16 protein-coding genes and 1 tRNA gene are annotated in these 23,549 nt (G+C 38.4%); all 17 read right to left on the reverse strand.

Going from position 1 to position 23,549, the window contains the following annotated elements:
- Window positions 1-85: 85 nt before the first annotated feature.
- Window positions 86-4,927 (reverse strand): NAD-glutamate dehydrogenase, encoded by a 4,842-nt coding sequence (locus P20429_RS01185; RefSeq protein WP_033027177.1) that lies wholly within the window; start codon window positions 4,925-4,927, stop codon window positions 86-88.
- A 208-nt stretch (window positions 4,928-5,135) separates the two neighbouring features.
- Window positions 5,136-7,457: an RND family transporter gene (locus tag P20429_RS01180; protein ID WP_007586903.1), complete on the reverse strand. Its 2,322-nt coding sequence runs from the start codon at window positions 7,455-7,457 to the stop codon at window positions 5,136-5,138.
- On the reverse strand, window positions 7,457-8,452 hold the full coding sequence (locus P20429_RS01175; protein WP_007586906.1) for a YCF48-related protein: 996 nt from the start codon (window positions 8,450-8,452) through the stop codon (window positions 7,457-7,459). The genes P20429_RS01180 and P20429_RS01175 overlap by 1 nt, the downstream gene beginning before the upstream one ends.
- 126 nt (window positions 8,453-8,578) lie before the next feature.
- Complete coding sequence (locus P20429_RS01170; protein ID WP_007586908.1) at window positions 8,579-9,943, reverse strand: DUF1329 domain-containing protein; 1,365 nt, start codon at window positions 9,941-9,943, stop codon at window positions 8,579-8,581.
- A 13-nt stretch (window positions 9,944-9,956) separates the two neighbouring features.
- Window positions 9,957-12,056: a DUF1302 domain-containing protein gene (locus P20429_RS01165; RefSeq protein ID WP_007586910.1), complete on the reverse strand. Its 2,100-nt coding sequence runs from the start codon at window positions 12,054-12,056 to the stop codon at window positions 9,957-9,959.
- Between the two features lie 252 nt (window positions 12,057-12,308).
- Window positions 12,309-12,530: a DUF2835 family protein gene (locus P20429_RS19960; RefSeq protein WP_010552655.1), complete on the reverse strand. Its 222-nt coding sequence runs from the start codon at window positions 12,528-12,530 to the stop codon at window positions 12,309-12,311.
- Window positions 12,531-15,125, reverse strand: coding sequence for an aminopeptidase N (gene pepN / locus P20429_RS01160; RefSeq protein WP_007586911.1), 2,595 nt, complete (start codon window positions 15,123-15,125; stop codon window positions 12,531-12,533).
- Window positions 15,126-15,172: 47 nt separating this feature from the next.
- Complete coding sequence (gene nhaC, locus P20429_RS01155; protein WP_007586912.1) at window positions 15,173-16,636, reverse strand: Na+/H+ antiporter NhaC; 1,464 nt, start codon at window positions 16,634-16,636, stop codon at window positions 15,173-15,175.
- 181 nt (window positions 16,637-16,817) lie between these two features.
- A complete protein-coding gene (prc, locus tag P20429_RS01150) occupies window positions 16,818-18,842 on the reverse strand; it encodes a carboxy terminal-processing peptidase (RefSeq protein ID WP_007586913.1) in 2,025 nt (674 codons plus the stop codon).
- Between the two features lie 26 nt (window positions 18,843-18,868).
- Window positions 18,869-19,519: an RNA chaperone ProQ gene (gene proQ / locus P20429_RS01145; protein ID WP_007586916.1), complete on the reverse strand. Its 651-nt coding sequence runs from the start codon at window positions 19,517-19,519 to the stop codon at window positions 18,869-18,871.
- A 15-nt stretch (window positions 19,520-19,534) separates the two neighbouring features.
- On the reverse strand, window positions 19,535-19,813 hold the full coding sequence (locus P20429_RS01140; protein WP_002961910.1) for a hypothetical protein: 279 nt from the start codon (window positions 19,811-19,813) through the stop codon (window positions 19,535-19,537).
- Complete coding sequence (locus P20429_RS01135; protein ID WP_007586917.1) at window positions 19,813-20,271, reverse strand: GAF domain-containing protein; 459 nt, start codon at window positions 20,269-20,271, stop codon at window positions 19,813-19,815. The genes P20429_RS01140 and P20429_RS01135 overlap by 1 nt, the downstream gene beginning before the upstream one ends.
- Before the next feature lie 128 nt (window positions 20,272-20,399).
- On the reverse strand, window positions 20,400-20,780 hold the full coding sequence (locus P20429_RS01130; RefSeq protein WP_007586920.1) for a hypothetical protein: 381 nt from the start codon (window positions 20,778-20,780) through the stop codon (window positions 20,400-20,402).
- 174 nt (window positions 20,781-20,954) lie between these two features.
- Window positions 20,955-21,200, reverse strand: a complete 246-nt coding sequence (locus tag P20429_RS19965) for a hypothetical protein (RefSeq protein WP_033027179.1) — start codon at window positions 21,198-21,200, stop codon at window positions 20,955-20,957.
- 13 nt (window positions 21,201-21,213) lie between these two features.
- A complete protein-coding gene (locus P20429_RS01125; RefSeq protein ID WP_007586924.1) occupies window positions 21,214-22,026 on the reverse strand; it encodes a CPBP family intramembrane glutamic endopeptidase in 813 nt (270 codons plus the stop codon).
- Between the two features lie 118 nt (window positions 22,027-22,144).
- Complete coding sequence (locus P20429_RS01120) at window positions 22,145-23,041, reverse strand: LytTR family DNA-binding domain-containing protein (RefSeq protein ID WP_007586925.1); 897 nt, start codon at window positions 23,039-23,041, stop codon at window positions 22,145-22,147.
- Between the two features lie 371 nt (window positions 23,042-23,412).
- Window positions 23,413-23,503 (reverse strand) — tRNA-Ser (locus P20429_RS01115).
- Between the last annotated feature and the right edge of the window lie 46 nt (window positions 23,504-23,549).

Consider the following 23,549-nt stretch of genomic DNA (forward strand, 5'->3'; position numbering starts at 1 on the left):
ATACCTCAGACAAGGCTGAGGTATTGTATAACAATTTTAACAATCAGTTATTTATTTACTAAACAAATAACTGATTAAAGCTAAATTATTTTCCTGATGTATCACAGTTGTGACTTAATAACATAAGTTCACGAAGTGCAACTGAGAACTTAGCAAAGTCATGGCTTTGTGATGTTTTAAACTCAGCCAACATTTGTTTCCAACGCTGAAGTAATAAATCTTGGCTATCCATCCACTCATCTATTTGGCTATCAACATCGCTCTCGTCACCTTCAAAGCTATTTAGCACCACTTCAGATAACGTACGTTGCTGCCAATCAAGCTCTTCACGGTAAGATGAACGAGCAAGTGCTTGCCAATGATTTGCTACTGGTTGCTTAGTTATTTGCTCTAAGAACCAATGCAGACCCATTCTCGCGCCTAGTTTAAAGTAAGTATTCGATACCATCGAAATACTCTTACCTGAATTATTAGCAACCTCAGCTAAATCCATCACAGAGAATAAGCTTGATAACGAAACAATACGCTTAGCTATATCTGCAGGAACGCCGGCATCAATTAACTTATTAGCTTCAATTACAATACGGTCATTTTCTTTTTCAATCATGTATGTATTTAAATTATCGCTTAAATCTTTAAACGTTGGCGCAAAGAATTCAATTCCTTGTTCAATCGTTTGTGACTTATTACGATGACGTAAGAACCAACGCGTAGTACGGCGAACAGTACGACGAAGTTGGTAAAGCATTTCAGTTTGTACCGCTGCTGGTATTTTATTATCCAGTGCGCTGATAGAAGACCATGTATCACGCATTTCAAATATTTCGCTAGCAATTGAGTAACACATTGCAATTTCAGCTTCGTTGGCACCGGTTTCTTCATGCATACGTACCATGAAGTTTAAACCCATATCATTAACGATACTGTTAGCAAGTTTAGTTGCAATAATTTCTTTACGAAGTGGATGGTTGTTCATCGCATCGTTAAACTTCTCACGTAGAGGACGTGGGAATGACTTCACAAGCAATTGGCGATAGTAAGGGTTTTCAGTAATTTCATCACTTACTAAAGACTCTTTTAATACCATTTTTGCGTAAGACACTAGCACTGAAAGCTCAGGGCGAGTTAAGTCTTTACCTGCGGCTGCACGTTCTGCCAATTCTTCATCGCTTGGAATAAACTCAATAGCACGGTTTAACTTGCCATCTTTTTCAAGTGCATGAATAAAGCGAATCTTTTCTTTAAGCGTTGAAGTACCTTTAGACTGCGTAATTGAAATAGTATGTGTTTGACGGTAACAGTCTTTTAATACTAATTCAGATACTTCATCTGTCATTGAATAAAGTAGCTCATCACGTTGTTTACGTGTTAAGTCACCTTCAGCAACCAAGCCATTAAGTAAAATCTTAATGTTAACTTCGTTATCTGAACAGGCAACGCCCCCTACGTTATCAATAAAGTCAGTATTAACACGACCACCCTTAGCTGCAAATTCAACACGACCTAATTGAGTTGCACCTAAGTTACCGCCCTCACCAATTATTTTAGCGCCTAAATCTCTACCATTGATACGTAGTGCATCGTTTGCACGATCCCCTACATCTGCATCAGTTTCTTTAGAGTTTTTAATGTATGTACCAATACCGCCATTCCACAGTAAATCGAACTCCATCATCAATGAAGCTTTCATTAACTCATTTGGGGTCATACTTGCTTTTTTAGTACCCAACATTTTTTTCATTTCTGGGCTAAGCGTAATTGATTTAGCAGCGCGAGAGAAAACACCACCACCGGCAGAAATTAACTCTTTATTGTAATCTTCCCACGATGAACGCGGCATATTAAATAAACGTTCGCGCTCTGGGTAAGAAGTAGCAGCATCTGGGTTCGGATCAACAAAAATGTGCATATGGTTAAAGGCAACTTGTAACCGAATATGCTTAGATAACAACATACCATTACCGAATACATCACCAGCCATATCGCCTATAGCTACCACTGTAAAGTCAGTCGTTTGACAATCGATATCCATTTCACGGAAATGTCGTTTAACTGACTCCCATGCGCCTTTAGCTGTAATACCCATTTTCTTATGATCGTAACCAACCGAGCCACCTGATGCGAATGCATCACCTAGCCAGAAATTGTATTCATTAGCTATGCCGTTTGCGATATCAGAGAAAGTAGCGGTTCCTTTATCGGCTGCAACCACTAAGTAAGCATCATCTTCATCGTGGCGAACAACATCACGAGCTGGGACTACTTCACCGCGCTCTATGTTATCTGTAATATCTAGAAGACCACGGATAAAGATTTTGTAACACTCTTGGCCTTCTTTTATAAACGCTTCGCGCTCACTAGGTAATTGTTTACATACAAAACCACCTTTAGAACCAACAGGTACAATTACTGTATTTTTAACTTGTTGCGCTTTAACTAAGCCAAGTACTTCAGTACGGAAGTCTTCACGACGGTCAGACCAACGCAGACCACCACGCGCTACTTTACCGTAACGTAAATGCACACCTTCAACGCGCGGAGAATAAACAAAAATCTCAAACGCAGGAAGTGGAAGTGGTACATCAGGAATTAAGCTAGGCTGTATTTTAAACGAAACATAAGACTTAAACTGACCTGCATCATCTTTTTGGAAATAGTTAGTACGTAGCGTCGCAACAATCATATCTACGTATAAACGTATAATACGGTCATCATCAAGGTTTGCTACATTTTCAAGTTCTAAGTAAATTTGCGTACTTAACTTTTCAAGTGTTTTAGCACTTGCTGGGCTCTTAACTGAGAACTTTTTAGCAAATAAATTAACAATTTGCGCTGCAATGTTTGGATAATTTGCAAATGTGCTTTCAATGTAACTTTGTGAGAACGTTACACCAATTTGACGCATGTACTTAGCGTAAGCACGTAAAATAGAGGCTTCGCGGCCAGTTAGGCCACCCATTAACACTAAACGGTTAAAACCATCATTTTCAAGGCGGTTGCCCCACACATTTGTTAATGCAGCGCGAAAACGTGCTGAAATTTTATCAAAGTCTGCCATCCCTTTGCTGTCAATAAGCATCGAGAAATCCATGATCCAGTTAATACGACCATCGCTAGTTTTAACTGAATATGGTGTTTCACCAACAACGCGCAGACCAAAGTTTTCAAGCATTGGCATAACATCAGATAAGTGAATTGGCTCATCTTTATGGAATAAGCTTAATCGTACAATATTACTGTTTGCTTCTTCTTGAGGACGGTAGAACAGCATTTCTAGCTTGTTTTCATCGCTAAGTAGTTCTAACTTTTCGATATCAACAACCGCAGCACTTGGAAGCACTTCGTCTTTGTATGAGCGTGCAAACGCATTACAGTATTTACGATTTAAATCGTTACCACGTGCTTCACCCGCAGACTCTAAAAGTGCAGATTGAAGTTTATCTTCCCACGTACGTGCAGCTTCTACTAAATTGTTTTCGATGTCTTTCACGTTATATTCGATCTTGTTGTCGGTCACACGAACGGTGTAATGAGTACGCGCCAGTGTTGACTCAGAGAAATAAGTAGTAAATTCGACTTTATCGTCAGAATTAAATGCATTAGCTAATATATCTTGCGTTTCACGGCGAAGAGCCGTGTTATAGCGTTCGCGAGGAACATAAACCATGCAAGATAAAAAGCGACCATACGCATCTTTACGTACAAACAAGCGACACATATCGCGCTCTTGTACTTGTAAAACACCCATAGCAACTTCAAGTAGCTCACTTTCGCGCGCTTGAACTAGCTCGTCACGTGGGTAGGTTTCTAAAATATTTAAAACAGCTTTGTAAGCGTGTGTACCTTTAGCAAAATCACACATTTCCATAATGCGGTTAATTTTACTTTTTAAAACAGGCACATCAGTAGCACTATTATTGTAAAAGCTTGATGAGAACAAACCAATAAAGCGGTCTTCACCAATTACATTGCCTTCATCGTCAAAACGCTTAATACCTACGTAATCAATGTAGGCTGGACGGTGAACGCGAGAAACAGAGTTTGTTTTTGTCAAGATCAGTAGGTTGCTGCTGCGTGCTTCTTGGCGAGCAACTTCTGGTAATTCTGATAATAATCGTGTGTGTTCTTCAGTAGAGTTTTTCATCAAGCCAAGGCTTGATTCCATTTTACCTTTTAATTGGTAATCACCTTGAACTGGGCTTAGCTCATATTCTCGGTAACCCATTAGGGTAAAGTTATCTTTCGCTAACCAATCTAAAAACTCAGTTGTTTCTGAAACTTCTTCTGTCGTTTTATTATGATGACGTTTAGGTAACTCTTTGGTTACTGCAATCAATTTTTTACGAATTGGCTGCCAATCATCAACAGCAACTGATACATCAACAAGAACCGACTCTAACTCTTTCTTGAAAGACTCAATCACAGAAGAATCTGTTTGACGGTCAATTTCAATAAAAAATACTGTTTTAGTAGATGAGGATTCTTGCTCTGCTTTTAAATTTGATAATCCAGAAATTTTGGCGTTTTCATCGCGCTTAATTTTTAATGGGCAGTGAAGTAATAAGTGAGAGGCGATATTTTCACGAGTCATGGCCATACGAACAGAATCAACTAAAAACGGCATGTCTTTAGTAATAATCTCTACGATTGTATGTGATGACTGCCAGCCATCTTTTGCCACTTCAGGGTTGAAAACGCGGATAACAGCGTCGTCGGTAGTATTTTTTTCTAGCGAGTTCCAAAGGCTTAATGCTGCGCCATATAGGTCACTATCGTTGCGGTTTGCCAAATCCTCTTTAGACATATTGCTGTACAAGGCTTTGGCGAATTTCTCAACGAGTAACACATTATCAGCGCGAACTTTTTTCTGGATCAGCTTGCAGACATTATCTAGGATAACCGAGGCTTGGCCTTCATTTCGTGTCATTGTATGTTCCTTAATCTATTACTGCTCAGGAGCAGGAATTTGTACAGCTATTCATTAGCGTGGAGTCAATTAAATTCTAACCCTTTTACAGCTAATAAACAGCCTTTTCGATGAAAACATTTTAAGCATTTCAGCTATTTGGTCATCTATTCACAAATTGTAGATATAAATGGCCTTTACAGGCCATTTAGGAGCAAAATTATTCACATTATTTTTTCTGGTCAGTCCAGAGAAGGCTACCAATAGCGGGTAATAACAACACTGCACCTAACATATTTACTAAAAACATGAAGGTTAACAGTATACCCATATCAACTTGGAATTTAAGATCTGAGAATATCCACGTACTCACACCAATCGCAAGTGTAATACCGGTAAATAGAACCGCACTTCCACGTTCAACAAGCGCATTTCGATAAGCAACACTTAATGGTACATTTTGCTTAAGCTGCCCCATCATCGACGACAGTATATAAATGCCGTAATCGACCCCAATACCCACTCCTAGAGCAATAACTGGCAAAGTAGAAACGGTTAAGCCTATTTCTAATTGCACCATAAGTGCTTGTGCAAGTGTTGATACGATATAAAGCGGCAATACCACTGCAATCGTTGCTTTTACGCTTCTAAAGCTCATTAAACATAAAATGATAACGGCACCATAAACATAAAGCATCATTGGTATTTGCGCTTCTGCAACTGATTCATTAGTGGCTGCCATTACACCAACAGGTCCTGACGCTAACTTAAATGCTAATTTATCAGTGCCCTCTTCTTGCGCAAATTGCTTAACACTCTTAATTACAGTATCGATAGTTTGTGCTTTATGATCATCTAAAAATATAATCACTGGCATAACTGAACAATCACCGTTAAGTAAACCTGTACTAGTTTCAACTCGAGACGTTGACTGCACTAAACTTGCTGAATTTCGTGGCAAGCTTTGCCATTTCAAATTGCCTTCGTTGTAGCCTGCGTTAACCGATTGAGCTACAGAGCTCAAACTTACAGCAGACTGCACACCTGCTACATTCTCTACTTTGTATTGAAAACGGCTTATACGCTCCATCACATCATGCTCAGTACATGCTGCAGGATACGCTTCTACAATTACCTTTAAGATATCAGACGAGATAGTGTACTTGTCTGATATTAAAAACGTGTCTTGATTATAACGAGCATCTTGATGCAGTGATGGCGCGCCTGCATGTAAGTCACCTATACGCATTTTATCTGCTTGCCAGTAACCTAAAGCAAATAGAACAAGGGTAAAACCAATAATCATTTTAGCTACTTTAGGATCAGTCGCTTTAACAAGTAAGTCACGGATTTTATCAAGCATGTTTGGTTTTGCTGCATCACCAGATTGAATATGTACACTGTTTTCAAAGTTCATGTACGAAGCCCAAACTGGCAATAAGATTAAATTAGTAAATATAATTACTGCTACACCTAAACTCGCTGTAATGGCAAGTTCACGGATAATACCAATATCGATGGTAAGTAATGTTAAGAAGCCTACGGTGTCTGAAAGCAGTGCAATACCGCCTGGCACTAATAAAGCCCTAAAACTTGACTGACAACAAATACGTGTTGTTTTACCTTCACCTACTTTTTTACCAATCGCATTTATCATCTGCACACCATGGCTTACACCAATAGCAAATACTAAAAACGGTACCAAAATAGACATAGGATCAAGGCCAAAACCTAAACTTGAAAGCAGGCCTAATTGCCAAATAACAGCAATAATGGAACATGCAATAGGCAAAATAGTCAGCTTTAAACTGCCACAAAATAGCCAGACCATAATAAAGGTAAAAGCGATAGCAATGGCAAAAAATACAACCACCCCTTTTGCACCTTCCGCTATATCACCAGCCATTTTTGCAAAGCCAATAATATGAATACTTACTTTGTCCGTACTTAAAGGCTCTCTTAAATCACTTTCTAGCTTTTGTGCAAAAGCTAATGTGTCTAATTTTTGTTGTGTTTGAGGATCAGTTTCTAAAAGTTGAGCAGTTACCATTGCACACGAATAATCGCTGGCAATCATACGTCCTACAACTTTTGCTTTTTCAATGTTTTCCTTTACTACACCTAAACCACGCTTATCTGCTTTAAAGTTAGCAGGAATAATTGGGCCACCGGCAAAGCCATCCTCCACTACTTCAACAAAGCGAGCACTGGGTGAAAATATTGAGTTAACTAATGGACGATTTACGCCAGGAATGAAATAAAGCTGATCGTGAACCGCTTTTAATTGAGTAAAGAACTCTGGATTAAATATATCACCGCTGTCATCACACACTGAAATCAAAATACTGTTTGCACCACCAAACTGCTTTTCATGCTTGGTATACACTTTCATATAATCGTGGTTTAACGGGATATTTTTATTAAACGATGCATCTAATTGAATTTGAGTCGCTTTGAATACAAGTAAACAGGTTATAAGTGCAAAACTTATAAGCATAATTAAGCGATGTCTAAAAATCGCCTTTTCAATAAAATCGAGTAGTTTATGCATTAAGGGGTTAACTCCTTCACTTTAATGCCATCTTCTGTAGCCATGATCAGCCTGTTATCTAAAATTACACCATCAAGAATCGCTTTACCGTCAGCAAGCTGCTCGTGGGTGAGTAACCCATCTTGAAGATGAAAAATAACGCCACTGTTGGCAAGCATAAGCCATTGTTTGTTATTATAATTAATGATGTTGTTGATCGTCGCTGTTTTAACATTTTCGAAATGCTGCCACTGCTGTTCACCATTTTGCTTTGCAAAAACATTACCTCGAAGCCCTGCCACAATTTCTTGTGTGCTATCTGATGCAACTGCAAAGAATGAACCAGGATAAATTTCTTCTATCCTTTGCCAAGTTTGACCATCATCAATGCTTCTGGCCATCAAGCCCATCTCACCAACCAGCATTAAACCATTATCTGTTTTTTCGATTCGATTAAAGTGCGGTAAAATTGAAGCAGTTTCCGCTTCGTATCCTTCGGGGTCATTTTCTTTTAAATCGTTCAAGTAATCACGATCATCACTAAATAATAGCGAATCTAAAAAGCGTTTTTGCCAATGTTTACCACCATCGGTGGTTTGATAAAACATGCCATATGCGCCCACTGCAAAACCTTTTAAATCATCTTCAAATAGAATATCTAAACATGGTTTGTCTAATTTTGGTTGTGCTTGTTGTAGTTGCCAATTAACACCACCGTCAGTAGTATTTATTATTGTTGCATCGTGGCCACACGCCCATCCATTATTTTCATTACTAAAATCAACGGCAGTTAATAGCACTTGAGTTGGGACTAGCTCAGCTTGTTGCCATTTATCACCCGAGATACTTTTAATAACAGTACCGTGTTTACCTACTGCAATTAGACCATTGCCTGTGTTGGTTATGTCGGTGAGTAAGGTTTTAGCTGCATTTGTTGCACTGATTGCATTGTTAGGGGCTTCTTGTGCAACACTCGCACCGCTTATTATCAGGCTGGCATATACCAAATACTTCATAAATTTTAATCGCCTTGTACGAGAGAGTTGTTTGTCTTTTTACTGGGGAAAGCGTTGCGCGCTGTAAGACAAACGCGATGAGAAAGGAAAAGGCACTTAACAAATTGTTAAGTGCCTAGTTTAATACTATCTACCTGCGCGACGTAAAGCGCTTGAAGTAAATTCGTTATCGTTAAATGACTGTGAAAAATCGTACATTTTTTCTTGGTTATCTAAACCAATTGCTAAATAACGACGAGAATTCAAATCATGATAAACCTCAAGCGTACTCCACTGTGTAGGTACTTCGTAGTAGTTAAGGCCATAAGCCATTGCTACACGGTAAAGTTGGTCGCGGTTATCATAAATATCAGTAACCTGTACTTGCCAGCTATCTTCATCGATGTAAAACACACGTTTTTTATAGATATGACGTGTATCATCTTTTAAGTTAGCTTCAACAACCCAAACACGGTGTTTTTCGTAACGTGTATGTTCTGGATTAATATGGCCAGGCATTAAAATATCATCGTACTCTAGCTTATCACTATGAAGTTTATAGCTGTTATAAGGTATATATAACTCTTGCTTACCTTTTAGTGTCCAGTTGTAACGATTTGGCGAGCCATTAAACATATCAAAATCATCGGTAGTACGCAGGCTATCTGCAGCTGTGCCTGGTGCATCATATGCAACATTAGGTGCACGACGAACGCGGCGTTGTCCCGAGTTATAAGTCCATGCTTGGCGCGGCGTTAATATTTGATCCATTGTTTCATGAACTAATAATGCAGTACCCGCTAAACGAGCTGGTTCTGTAACGCTTTGTTTAAACTTAAACAAAATATTTGAGTCTTGCAGCTCTGCTGGTGTTGCACTAGGGTCTGAGTATTTAACTAATAACTGCTCATCAAAGCCAACATAGTTATAAGAACCAGATGCAGTCGGTGCAGCTTGACCACCAAAACGCTCAATAGACTGGCCACGGTAACGTAATAAGTGATTCCAAATTGCCTCTAAACCCGTTTTAGGAATAGGGAAAGGAATACCAATCGCCGTATTTTTAATACCGTTACCGCCTTCTATTAATTCAGCAGTCGATGCAAACTTTTTAGTCGCATCATACACAAACTGAGGGTAAGACGCAGAACGGCGTGTTTCATACACTGGCATTTTAAATGTGTCTGGGTATGCTTCAAATAAAGCAATTTGACCCGGACTTAAATTAGCTTTGTACTTTTCAATATTACTTTTATCAATAGTGAAAAGCACTTTATCAGCTGTAAATGGGTCAAGGTGATGCATACCAGCTTCATAACCTGCTGGTGCAGAAGTAATGCCATTATTCCATGCTGGAATAGAGCCATCAGCATTAGCTGCTTTTTCTGCGCCCATTGGCGTTAAGTTTTGACCTAATTGAGCAACTTCATCAGCGTTTAATTTAGCTAAAGCTGCGCTGCTTGCAAACAAGCTACAAAAAGCTGTAGCGATGAGGGTAGGTTTTTTAATCATAATAATGTTACCCCTAAATAGAATATTTTAAGTTAAAAGAAACGTAATCGCGATCTGAGAAAGTATTAATATCGCCGCCGCCCCAAAACGAGTTATAGCTCACATCAAGTGACCACGCATTTTGGTAGTTAAAGTTCATGGTTGCACCCAAAGATTTACGGTCTTCAATAAATAAGAACATAGGGTCTGGTGTATTACCATTTACGTCATGAGAAAATACAAAACGTGGAGAGAAGTTAATACCTTTGTAAAGGTTAAAATAATCACCTTTAGCAATTAGGCGGTAACCCCAAGAAGATGCTGTGGCGAATGATTTTTCTTCAGCGCCATTTGATAAACCAAGTTGCAATGTTGAATAATCAGTAGTACCTGGGCCTGTAATTGTGCCACTACGGCCAGTACCGGATACATTTAAACGCATTTCGTCATATTCTGGCATGTTATGAATTTTTACAGCACCCACTTCACCAACAACAGCCCAACTATCAGCCCCTAATGAAGGTCCAAATAAGTGAGTAGCCGTGAATTGAATTTGTGATGTATCACGTTCAATATAACCCTTGGCAACTTCACCCGCTCCAACAGAGCTTATAGCATCGCCAAAACTCATTTGCGAAATACCCGCAAAATCAGGACGAATACCGGCAAGCGCCAATTGCTCAGGCATAGCTGTGTAAAGTAACTCTACGTCATCAATTTGCAGTGGTTCATCTTGACGAAACGCAAACTCACCCGCAAAGGCTGTTTCACCAATAGTGGTGTTAAAACTTAAACCATATAGTTTAATATCTTCTGGGTAGTCGTTTTCAGCTTTAGAAAAAGCGGTTAAATCAGCAACATTATCTGACGTAATTTCTGTCGTCATGATCATCGCTAAATCTTGGGCAATTGCAGCTTGTGAAAAGTTTGATACGCGACCAGATATAAGCGGACGACGGCTATGGTAATTCACATGATAGAGTGCAATTTCAGTATCATTAAATTCAGGTAAAAACACACCTAAACGTAAACCATACTGGCCGCCATCTTCAGGTTCTGTTTTACCATTATCTCCTTTACCTTTTAACGCAACCTTAGTTGGGTAAGCAAGATACATTTGGGCTAATAAAGCGCTTCCTTCAGCACTTGAAGGATCAATACCTTGAGCAGCTGCTGCTAATGCAAAATCAGATGTTAGGTTATTTAAACTATCCGTTAAAAAAGCAACATCAATATCAGGATTAGACGTAAAGCCTAATTGAACATTCTGCTGATAACCATTTTCTGCTGCAAAGTCATTAGTAGAAAAGTATGTACCTGCTGCTGGTAAACGTGTTTCTTGCCATTGATATTGGTAGAAACCTTCAAGCGTAATGTTCTCAGTAATTCCGAGCGATGCCCAAAGCATACCGATTGGTATAAATGCTTCTTTTAGCTCAGCGCCAGGTGCTTTTAATCGATCTATATCAACTGGGTTTACGTTAATACCATGAGATATAAGCGTACTTTCACCCCAGTTAACTACTTGCTGGCCTAAACGGACAGATAAAGGGTTATTACCATCATTTAAATCAAAATCGGCCCATACAAACGCGTCTAATAAACGTATGTCGGCACAACTTTGTGCTTTGGTGTCTTTATCGTCACATGGATCAACACCCTGCCCTGATGTAGGATTTGAATATGCATGATTGCCATCCATCAACGCAAAGTCATAAAAATACATGAAGCGAGTGAACAAACCGTAGTTATCTTTGTTTATTGAAAGGTCGTGTGTGCCCTTCAATAGTTTTGAGAAGGAGTCACCACTATCAAAATTTAAATTACCCGCATCACCATTGTTTGAGTAAGAGCCCGGTTGTGCCCATACATCTTGTGATGAGTAAATAGTATTACTTAGCGCTGGGTTGTATCCTGTCCAATCAAATGCTGGGTTATTACTTTTGCCAATTAGGTTAAAGTCTCTGTCTTCTACGCGAACACTTTGCCCATATGAAAAGGTTGAATCGAAGGTAATATCAAAACCTCCAGCTTCAAATGTTACAGCTTGAGTACTTGCTGCAGATAAACCTAAACTAGCGGCTGCTAAACCTATAGCGATTCTATTTTTAACAAAAAGCGATCTTCTTATCATTTTGGTTCCCCCCTGTCGCGGGTCATTTTGTGTGATCAAGTTATTGTTTTTAGTGTAATCATAACGATAGAAGCGAATCAGTAAAATTACAAATACTCGCTCTAATCTGTCATATACTTCTTATTCTGGTTAACGCTTACGTATTGGTAAGACGTCGTACCAGATAATTTATACACGTAATTTAACAATAGGACAAATTGAAATTAACAAAAATACAATATTTTTATGTATATATAACATAAAAACCGAGTGTCAGGCCACTCGCTCTAGGCGGATGAACTTGTTTTCGGGGGTTAATAAGAGTCTAAAACGGCCACGTACACCCAAGCTCGAAATGAAGGGCCTCAAATGCGTAGCAGCAAAACGAATTGTTTTACCGCCATCCTCTACAACTTGTAAAGAGCTAAAACGGCCATGGTAGTAATCCATGCACTCGTTATAGCTCAATCTTAAGGTAAAATAATACTCAATCATTTATGCGAGCGCTTTTTCAACCTTTTCATACAAGTCAGCACTTAGGCCATCTAAGTTGGCTAAGCGCTGTAATTGCAGTTTCATTGCTTGTGAGCGTACATCATCGTAACGCTTCCACGACATAAACGGTGTTAGCATACGCGATGCATTTTGTGGATTAATTGCATTAAGTTTTATTAATAAATCACCTAATAACGCATAGCCTTGAGCATCTGCTCGATGAAATTGTGCTGTATTAAAGTGGCTAAAACTTCCTACAAGTGCACGTACACGGTTAGGATTTGAAAAATCAAAACACGGGTGTTCGTAAAGTGCCTTAATATCATCTATAGCAGTACTGCCTGATTGCATAGCTTGCAGTGCAAACCACTTATCCATGACTAAAACATCATGACGCCACTGACTATCAAAATGACTCAAAAGCTCATCTCTAACAGGGTGTGAAGCTTTTACCACAGCGCTTAGGGCACCAAGTACATTAGTCATATTAGTCGAGCTTGCAGCTTCTTGAATAAAGGTTACAGCTTCTGGACTTTGTGTTTTAGCAAGGTAGTGCAGACATATTTGCTTTAAAGCACGATTCGCAACAGCGCTTGCACTTATACTGCCATCATCTTCAAGAGATTCGTAACAACAAAGCAGCTCATCAGCAAGTTCATCAGCAATTTGTTGCTCAAACTTTTCTGTTATTTCAATAATGTCATCTACAGGTATTACATCAAATTCAGCAGCTAACGTGTCAAAACTCGGCAATTTAAACAGCTCTGCAATTAAAGCTAAATCGCCCTCTTTGGTGTTTATAAGTACACGTAGCGCATTTATAATTTCGCTGCTTAATACGCTATTCGTTGCATCGGTGATTTGAGATTTAATCGCCTTAATGAATAGCTGCTGTTGTGCATCCCAACGTGAAAAATCACTGCGCGCAAAACGCATAATATGCAATAGTTCGGGCTCTGTTGTTTGCTGGTTTAAAATACAAGGAGCAGAAAAGTCTTCGAGTAAAACCGCAACAGGCTTTTCTAAAATATTATCAAAGCTAAATGTTTGAGTCGCATTAGTTACATCGAGTACATGATCTAGCTTTTTACCTTTATATTGCAGAGCAATACTTTGTCCATTGGCATCAAGTAGTTCAATAGCAAAAGGTATATGAAGCTTTTTATTCTCTGGCTGATTAGCTGGCGCTGTTTGCTCGATTGTCAAAGTGTATGTATTTGAGCTGCTATCAAATTCTTGAATTGCATTTAAACGCGGTGTACCTGATTGGCTGTACCATTGTTTAAATTGCTCTAAATCAACACCTGATGCATCGCTCATCGCACTTACAAAGTCATCACATGTAACTGCTTGCCCATCGTGGCGCTCAAAGTAAAGCGTCATCCCTTTTTGAAAGTTAGTTTCACCCAGTAATGTGTGCATCATACGGATAACTTCAGCACCTTTATCGTATACAGTTACTGTATAAAAGTTATTCATTTCAATAACTTTCTCAGGGCGAATTGGGTGAGCCATAGGGCCTGCATCTTCGCTAAACTGATGCGTACGCATAACTTTGACCGCATCAATTCGGTTAAGTGCACGAGAGCCTAAATCACTACTGAACTCTTGGTCTCTAAATACAGTTAACCCTTCTTTTAGCGATAACTGAAACCAATCTCTACAAGTAACTCGGTTACCTGTCCAGTTATGAAAGTACTCATGCCCTACAATGGATTCAATCGTATGGTAGTCTTTATCTGTGGCTGTTTCTTGATTAGCTAATACGCATTTACTGTTAAAAACGTTTAGCCCTTTATTTTCCATCGCGCCCATGTTGAAAAAATCGACGGCTACAATCATATAAATATCAAGGTCATACTCTAAATTAAAGCGTTCTTCATCCCACTGCATTGCCTTTTTGAGTGAGGCAATAGCATGGGGTGTTTTAGATAAATTACCTTTATCAACAAACAATGCTAATTCTACATCTCTGCCGCTTTTAGTCGTGTACGTATCTTTTAAAACATCAAAATCGCCCGCTACAAGTGCAAATAAATAGCTCGGCTTTTTAAATGGGTCTTGCCATTTCACAAAATGACGACCATCTTGTGTTTCACCACTGTCTACTTGATTACCATTAGAAAGAAGTTGTAGATACTTTTTATCGGCAATAATAGTTACATCAAACGTGGCAAGTACATCAGGGCGATCCATGTAATAGGTGATCTTTCTAAAACCCTGCGCTTCACACTGTGTACAATACGCACCGCCAGATAAATACAAACCCTCTAAAGAAGTATTCGTCTCAGGCGATATCTCGGTCACAATACTTAATTGGCAACTATCCGGTAGGTTATTAATTATTAGCTGCTCGCCAATAATTTCATAATCAGTTATATCAACCGTATCAATAGATAAAGACAGTAAGCGTAAATCAATACCATCAAGCACTAAAGGTGCTTTTTTATCACCAACACGCGTAAGCGTTAGCAAAGAGCTTACTTTGGTTGATAATGGCTGTAAGTCAAAGGTTAGCTCTGTGTGGTCAATTAAAAAATCAGGAGCTTTATAGTCTTTAAGATATTGTGCTTGAGGTTTACTTGATTCAGTCATAGATACTCCAAAACAGCTCCTTTTAAGTTAAAAGGAGCTGTTTAAAATTAGGCGGATTGTTTTGGCTTAATACGTAAAATTTTAATGCCCAAGTAGGCATAAACCACCGCTAAAACAGGGTTAATTAAGTTAAAGAAAGCGTAGAGTGCATAATCAAAAGGATTTATTAGTAAAACGCTTTGCATATAAGCGCCACACGTGTTCCATGGAATTAGTGGGCTGGTAATTGTACCGCCATCTTCCAATGTACGAGATAAGTTAACCGGCTTCAAACCACGTTTTTCATATTCATCTTTAAACATACGACCAGGTACAACAATTGCAATATATTGATCGGCCGCTATCACGTTAGTACCAATACACGTTGCTATTGTTGCCGCAATTAACGATCCCGTACTTTTAGCTATTTTAAGTATGCTTTTAACAAAAATATCCAAAAGGCCTGTTTTTTCCATAATGGCACCAAACATCAGTGCAGTCATAATAAGCCATGTGGTTGTAAGCATTCCGGACATACCGCCACCACTGAGTAGGGAGTCCATTTTGTCATCGCCTGTACTTATGCTAAAACCATCAAAAAACGTCGTCCAAACAAGCTTAAAATAGCCAACTAGCTGCCCTTGAGAAACATCAATTTGGCTAGCAATTAAATCAGATTGAAACAACATGGCCCAAACAGCGCCCACAACAGCACCGATAGAGATAGCAGGAAAGGCTGGCATTTTTTTAATCGCTAAAACTAAAAGTACAATTAGCGGGATTAGCATTTCAAAACCAATATTAAAGTTTTGCTGTAAAATAGCCGTTATTTCATCAATGCGCCCCGCTTCGCTTGAAGCAGTTGCGTTAAAGCCCATGAATATAAATATAATTAGTGCAATTACAAAACTTGGTACTGTCGTCCACAGCATATGTTGAATATGCTCAAATAAATCAGCGCCTACAACTGCTGGCGCTAAATTGGTTGTTTCAGACAGCGGGCTTAGCTTATCACCAAAGTACGCGCCAGATATAACAGCGCCTGCTGTAACTGTTTGTTCAAGTCCAAGACCCGTTGCAACGCCTAATAAAGCAACACCTATCGTAGCGGCAGTAGTCCAAGAACTACCTATACTCATAGCTACAATGCCACAAATTAAACAACTCGCTGCATAAAACCAACTTGGGTTTATAACTTGCAAGCCATAATAAATTAAAGTTGGTACAGTTCCAGAAAGTAGCCAAGTGCCAATTAACGCACCTACCATAAGTAAAATTAGGATAGCGCCAAGTGAAAGCGTTATACCTTCGATCATAGCTTGTTCTAATTTTTTCCATGTATAACCGTTTTTAAGCCCAATTAAAGCCGCTGCAAAAGTAGCAAATAAAAGTGCAATTTGGTTAGGGCCTGATGAAGAGTTATCACCAAATAAGTAAACTGCAGCACCAAGTAAACAAATTAATACAGAGATAGGAATTAATGCATCAAAAAACGAGGCGGGCTTGATTGGTTTGTCATCCAATAGCTTCAAAGTAGAGACTCCTAGACACACTTACTGTGTGTTTAATTATTATTTTTAGCACGTAAAGCGCATTAATTGAGCATGATTGATCTAGCTCAACTTTATGTAATCAAATATTATAACAATTTAGTAAATTTTAGGTAGTAAAAAAGGCGCTAAAGCGCCTTTTTTATAGAAGTAAAACCAGTTGTTACTTCTTAGCTATACGACCATAATTAATATAATCTTGAGTAATTAATGCAGCTTCTTCCAAAAATGGGTCAAGCTCTTCAATTACTTCAGGTAAATCGTCTAAGTTTTCTACCGGATCTTTACCTAAACGCTTAAGACGTTCGTTAGTACGTACAAGTGCACGTGCTTCACCTTCATCTTTTTCTTTAATACGCGTAGCTTCAACTAAAGAGATAGTTTTACGGTCTTTCTCTTCGTTGTATAAGGTAATGTCATTAAATACATAACCAAATTCTGGTTCTGATTTAATTCGTACTTCGTGTTGTTTCTCAAGGTACGTAATAATAGGTGTTAAATTACCTAATTTTTTGTATTTCGCTTTAACAATGCTGTCCCAAGGAAGTGCATTATCTTGCTTACTTTCGCCCCACTCTGCAGGATCAATTGCTGATGGAAACGAAATATCAGGGATCACACCTTTATGTTGCGTACTACCACCGTTAATACGATAAAACTTAGCAATCGTATATTGTACGCTACCCAGCGCATTATCGTATAAATCGTAAGCGCGGCCTAAGCCTTTGTGCTGCTGTACTGTACCTTTACCAAAAGTTTGCTCGCCAATAATAACTGCACGACCATAATCTTGCATAGCTGCTGCAAATATTTCAGAAGCAGAGGCACTGTAACGGTCAACTAAAACAGTTAAAGGACCGTCGTAATAAGTTATACCATCACGATCTTTTTGCTCTTCAATACGGTTATTTAAGGTATGAATTTGAACAACTGGACCTTGGTCAAAAAACAAACCAGACAATTGTGTTGCTTCATATAAAGAACCACCACCATTTTGGCGTAAGTCGATAATAATACCATCAACTTTTTCTTCTTTAAGCTTAGCCAGCTCAACTTTTACATCTTTCGAAAGATTATTGTAAAAGCCTGGAATTTCAATCACGCCAACTTTACTTGTTAAATCAGAGTATTTGGCTTCAAATACTTCTGATTTAGCCGCTCTATCTTCAAGTCGAATTTTATCACGCGTGATTTCAACAACTTTAGGTGCGCCGTGAGCGTCAACACCTTTTAAATACTGTAGACGTACTTTAGTCCCTTTAGGACCTTTAATTAAATCAACTACGTCATCTAAACGCCAGCCAATTACGTCTACAAATTCTTCGCCATCTTGGGCAACACCAATAATGCGGTCATCAGCTTTAATTTGATCTGTTTTATCTGCAGGGCCTCCTGGCACTAAGCTGCGAATAACAGTGTAGTCTTCATCTGGGCTTAGTACGGCACCAATGCCCTCAAGCTCTAAGTCCATATCCATTTTGAATTGCTCTGCACGACGTGGCGATAAATAAGACGTATGCGCCTCAATACTACGTGCTAGCGAATTCATAACAATTTGAAAAGCATCTTCTGAATTAGATTGTACTAAACGTTTTTCTGCATTTTTATAGCGTTTGGTCAGCACTTCTTTAATGCCTTCCCAATCTTTACCCGTCATTTTTAAACGCAGTGCGTCGTACTTTACACGCTCACGCCAAATTTCATCAAGCTCAGCTTGTGACACAGGCCATGCTGAATCTTCACGGTCAAAAAAGTATTCATCTTCTTTATCAAACGTCATTTCTTTTTCAAGTAAAGTAAGTGAATACTCGTAACGTTCAAAACGGCGTTTAAGACTTAAGTTAAAAATATCAAACGTAAAGTCTAATTTACCGGTAGTAATAGCGTTATCAAAGTCATCACGATATTGCTCAAAAGAAGCGATATCGCTGGCTAAGAAAACGCTTTTATTAAAATCAAGGGATTCGATATAACGATCGTACACTTTACTAGAAAGCTCATCGTTAAATCGAACCGGTGTATAGTGTGAACGAGCAAATAAGCTGGCCACTCGTTTGCTAGCAGTACCATGTTGACTCTCTTGCTTAAGCTGGGGTAAATCGTCAATTGTAACGGCTTCTACAGCAGCAAATAATGAACCTGAAAACAGGGCAGCAACTAACGGAATGAGCGTAAACTTTTTACTCATACACAACTCCTTAATTTATTTACAACTTAAACGATGTATAAGCTGTCAGCTTTGGTTTTAACTTGCATACCTGTCACTAATTCAACATGAACGTCATCTTTGTTCACTTCAGTGATTACTGCATTTACAAGTGCTTGGCCAAGTTTAACCTTAACCTTATTATTAACCTTGACCTCAGTTGCTGGTAAAGGTTCAATTTTTCCTGAACGTTTAACTGGCGCTGCTTTAGCAGGTTTGTTAGCTGCAGGTGCGTTTTTATCGCCTGCTTTGCTAGCATGGGCTGGTTTTTTCTTGAAAGATTTAGAATCAGAATCTTGGCGAGGACGCTGTTGTTTTTTGCGTTTTGCCATTTTAGCGCGGCTTTCTTCCAATGCTTTTTGTGCATGGTCGATATGCTCTTGCTCAACTTTTTCACCTTGATTACCATCAAGATCAATACGAAACTCTGACTTTGTCACAGCTTCTAAATAACGCCAATTAGACGTGTATTTTCTAAGCGCTTGACGAACTTGAGTCTTACTTACTTTTTCAGACCCTTCAATACGCTCAGCAATATCTTTAAAAATACCTACTTTAAGCGGCTTGATGCCATCTTTTTGTTTAAAACATTGTGGGAATTCTTGATATAAAAATTCCAACACTTCATTAATATCTTTTAGCTTGTTTGTGGTTTCCATTTTAGAACCTATTTTTCACATCTTTTCATCAAGGGACGAATCGACGTAGTGTGTTACCCAGTCGACCAACTCTTCGAAATCGGCTTCTATTACAGCCATATCACCCCGAAGGTGTTCCCAAATACCATTAATTGTTTCATCAATAAATTCACATTCTGAATCATCTGGAAGACGATCCCATGCAATATGAATTAAATCATTGAGCGTTTCCGCTACATGCTCTTCTTCGCCTTCCCAGTCGCCAACATCTTGCACAGCAAATAGGTAGTCTTGAACATTTAGCAAATCTTTCATTACAGGCTCGCCTCTAAGCATTTCACTAATGCTTCAAGGCCAGCTTTATCATCAGCATCAAATCGGCCAATACTTGGACTATCAATGTCTAGTACTGCGAATACTTTACCATGTTTCATGATAGGTACAACTACTTCAGAGTTAGACGCTGCATCGCAGGCTATATGCCCGTCAAAAGCGTGAACATCTTCAATTAATTGTGTTTCAGCGGTTGCCGCAGCTGTTCCACATACCCCTTTCCCAACGGGAATACGGATGCATGCAGGATTACCTTGAAACGGACCAAGTACTAATTCAGTAGGAGAATCCATAAAGTAAAAGCCCGCCCAATTTACATCTTCTAAAGAGGTAAATAACAGCGCGCTTATGTTTGCCAAATTGGCAATTACATTAGATTCACCAGCTATCAGCGATTCAGTTTGCTTAACTAATGACTGGTAAAAATCGTGCTTTTGCATACCAAACTACTTCTTATTAAACATACAGTAGCTAAAGGTACTCTTTGTCGTGAAAAATTGGAACCTTTTGGAGGTAAAAAAAAGGAAATCGCACCGTTTATCAGCGTGCTTGGTTAATAATGCTGCGATTATTTTTTTACCGATTTGCGAAGACCAAATAAAAACAGTCCGGCTGCAAATGCTGACATAACACTATTAATCAAAAATATCTCGCCAGTTGAGGCACTTAATAAGTAACTAAATATAGCGCCACCTAACAAACCAAGCGTTAATACACCTGAATAATTAACTTTAGAATACTTAAACATTAGTAAATACCCTGGCACAACAAAGGCCGCCATCGTTAAGCCTACAATATGTGCATTTGAGATAGCAGTCATCAACAGTTGAAAAAATACGGATAAGAAATCACCCTGTAGCGTTAGTGCATAATACAATCCTAACAAGCTGCCAATAATTACCGGGGACAATAATGAAAGCGCGACGCTTTTTGCGAGTTGATGTTTCATCTAATAATCCTTAATACAGAGTATAAATTTTAATGTATTAAGCATGCACCAAGATCTAAAGCTTAGAAATAGAGACTATGGTCGTAATTTATGATTAAAAATAAACCTTATTGCAGTATGAGCCTATTAATAAATTAATAGGCTCATACGTTTGGGTCATACTTATCAAAGTGCTTATAACTGAGCTATTTTATTTGATAACTCAAAGTGGCGAGATGTTACTATTTCCTCTAGCACTGCCAATCTTTTGTTCAACATCGCTGTTTGTTCCTCTAATTTTGTTATCTTATTATTATTCAGTCCTTTAAATTTTGCTTGCGCTGCCATTATTGTAGTTTTATAGGTGAAATAACGTTTAGTAATAGTAAGAATCAAAAAGGGTGAGCTAAATATAGTTATTACAATAAATAGTTCTAGCATGGTCGTTTCCCAATCAATTTAAGTTAGCTTGTTGCGTATAAAGACCACTTTTAGTGCATTGAAATAATTTTGATAATGTAACTTCGCGCTGCTTTCCTCGTCGAATTAGCATCTCAACATACACAATACTTAACACAATGGCTGTTGCTTTAAACAAGTTACCTTGTAGATCACCTACTGCGCCACCCGACATACCAAATATTCCGTAAGCTGCATTCATAAAAATATGCATCCACATAGGAAACCAAATACGATAACCACATTCACAATATAGCCACGCAAACCATGTACCTGCTACAGTAGTGATCGCAACCGCCATCAATGCAGAAATCGCATCATTACCTTGATAAATATGACCCAGGCCAAATATTACTGAACTAATTAATGCCGCAGGCACAAAGCCCCATCTACAATATTTAAATAAAACACCAAACAATGCAGCCCTAAAAATTAGCTCTTCAAAAAAACCCGCATAAACTGAGCCGGTGATTATTGCTGGTATTGATAGGTTAAGTTCATCACTCAAAAATCCATAACCTATTGCCATAGGAGCACAACAAATAATTGCTGCGAGTGCATAGTTAATAAAACCAGAAGAATTAAGCCCTATAGATTCAAAAGGCTCACTTTGTTTAAACAAAATAATAGCCGCAATAACTAACGGTCCATATAAAAAAGTATATTTAGCGGGGGTAAATAAAATGCCAGTTAGATTATCAAGTTCAGACAACCAGCTAGACCAACCTTCTCCCCAAAACTGCCTCATTACATAGTGGCAAAATACAAATATAGAAATTATTACAAGTGCCTTGATAGCGTATTTCATATCTACTTTCCTCGTTAAGTTGTAAATTTCAACTTAATCTTGGCAATAGTAAAAATACAAAGCGACTTATTAGGTCTCAATTACAAGACGAGGTATAAAGCCCATGTTTTAGGGGGGATTAACATGTTTTTGGGATTAATGACAAAGCATCTTTTATTACTTTTACATAAGAACGAGACACCGGTATTTTAATATCAATTGTATGCAGCGATAATTGCAACCCTCCAGCATTACCACTGTAGTGCTGAATGTTTTGCAGGTTGACCGCATAAGAACGGTGGCATCGTAATATAATTGTATTTTCTGGAAGCTGCTTTAATAAACCGCTAAGAGATACACGTAATAGTTTACGTGAAGTTGAAGCTCCTTCCTGTATTGTTATTTCACAATAGTTGTCTGAAGATTTAATAAATAAAATATGGTGATGAGCCGTGTTAATTTCGTCGTTTTTATTATCGCCTTTAAGAGTAATTGTCTTTAATTCAACTTCTCTCAACTGCTCTTGAGCGACGCTAACTGTACTTGGCTTAGTTAAATCTATTACATGCCTATTTACCACAAGTAAAAAAATAAGAGGAAATACACCAATACAAAAAATATACCCTACAAAAAGTAATTGATTCTGCCAATGCCAAGACCCAAGTACAGCAACCACAAAATACCCATGATTGAATAACGCAGTAATTAAAATATATGTGACAGGAATAATAATTAAACGGCTTAATTTACTTAGCTTAAACTTAAGTAACACTATTTCTATGAAACCTGACAATAGCAAAGCACAAAAGGTTACTAACCCATAGCCAAAAAGCCGCAGAAACTTGTAAGACTCGGTATCGCTTGAAGTGCCAAAAGGTTGAAATACAAAAAGTACAAAAAGCGCTATAAACGAAAACATGACGGCACGATATACAACTAACTTTCTCGAATCTAGATCATCTTTGAGCCACAACATCCTATTTTGCATACCTTTAATCCACCAATGTTTAAAAATAGCACACATTAATATGTGCATTCCAACTCATTTAAAATTTTTTGTGATGGTAGTTTTATTAAAAACAAAAAAAGGAAGAGAACATCAACGTTATTTAACAGCAGAAGGTGGTGTGTGAGCAATTCTATCTGCTTTTAAGATTTTACTAATGAGAGATAAAACATGTAATACCAATTCGCTTAATTAAGTGGTCTATTTTTGAGGGCGGAAAAACGTGTTGATAGCTAGGCAAAAAATCCGCTATTAGTTGTTCTAAATGAGAATTTTTTAATGCAGGGAGCGACACGTTTAGCCCCGCAAAATGATTAAGTATTATTGCGGATTGGTATAAGTGCACTGATTTTGTTCCAAACACAAAAAAGCCCGCTAAATTAGCGGGCTATTTTGTTATATGGTGGAGAGATAGGGATTTGAACCCTAGATGGGCTATAAACCCATGCCGGTTTTCAAGACCGGTGCATTCGACCACTCTGCCATCTCTCCGATACTGCTAAGTTAAAAGTAAGAGTGTACTAATAACTATTTAAAT

Origin of the sequence: Pseudoalteromonas sp. BSi20429 (genome assembly GCF_000238895.1) — a bacterium.
Classification (GTDB): Bacteria; Pseudomonadota; Gammaproteobacteria; order Enterobacterales; family Alteromonadaceae; genus Pseudoalteromonas; species Pseudoalteromonas arctica.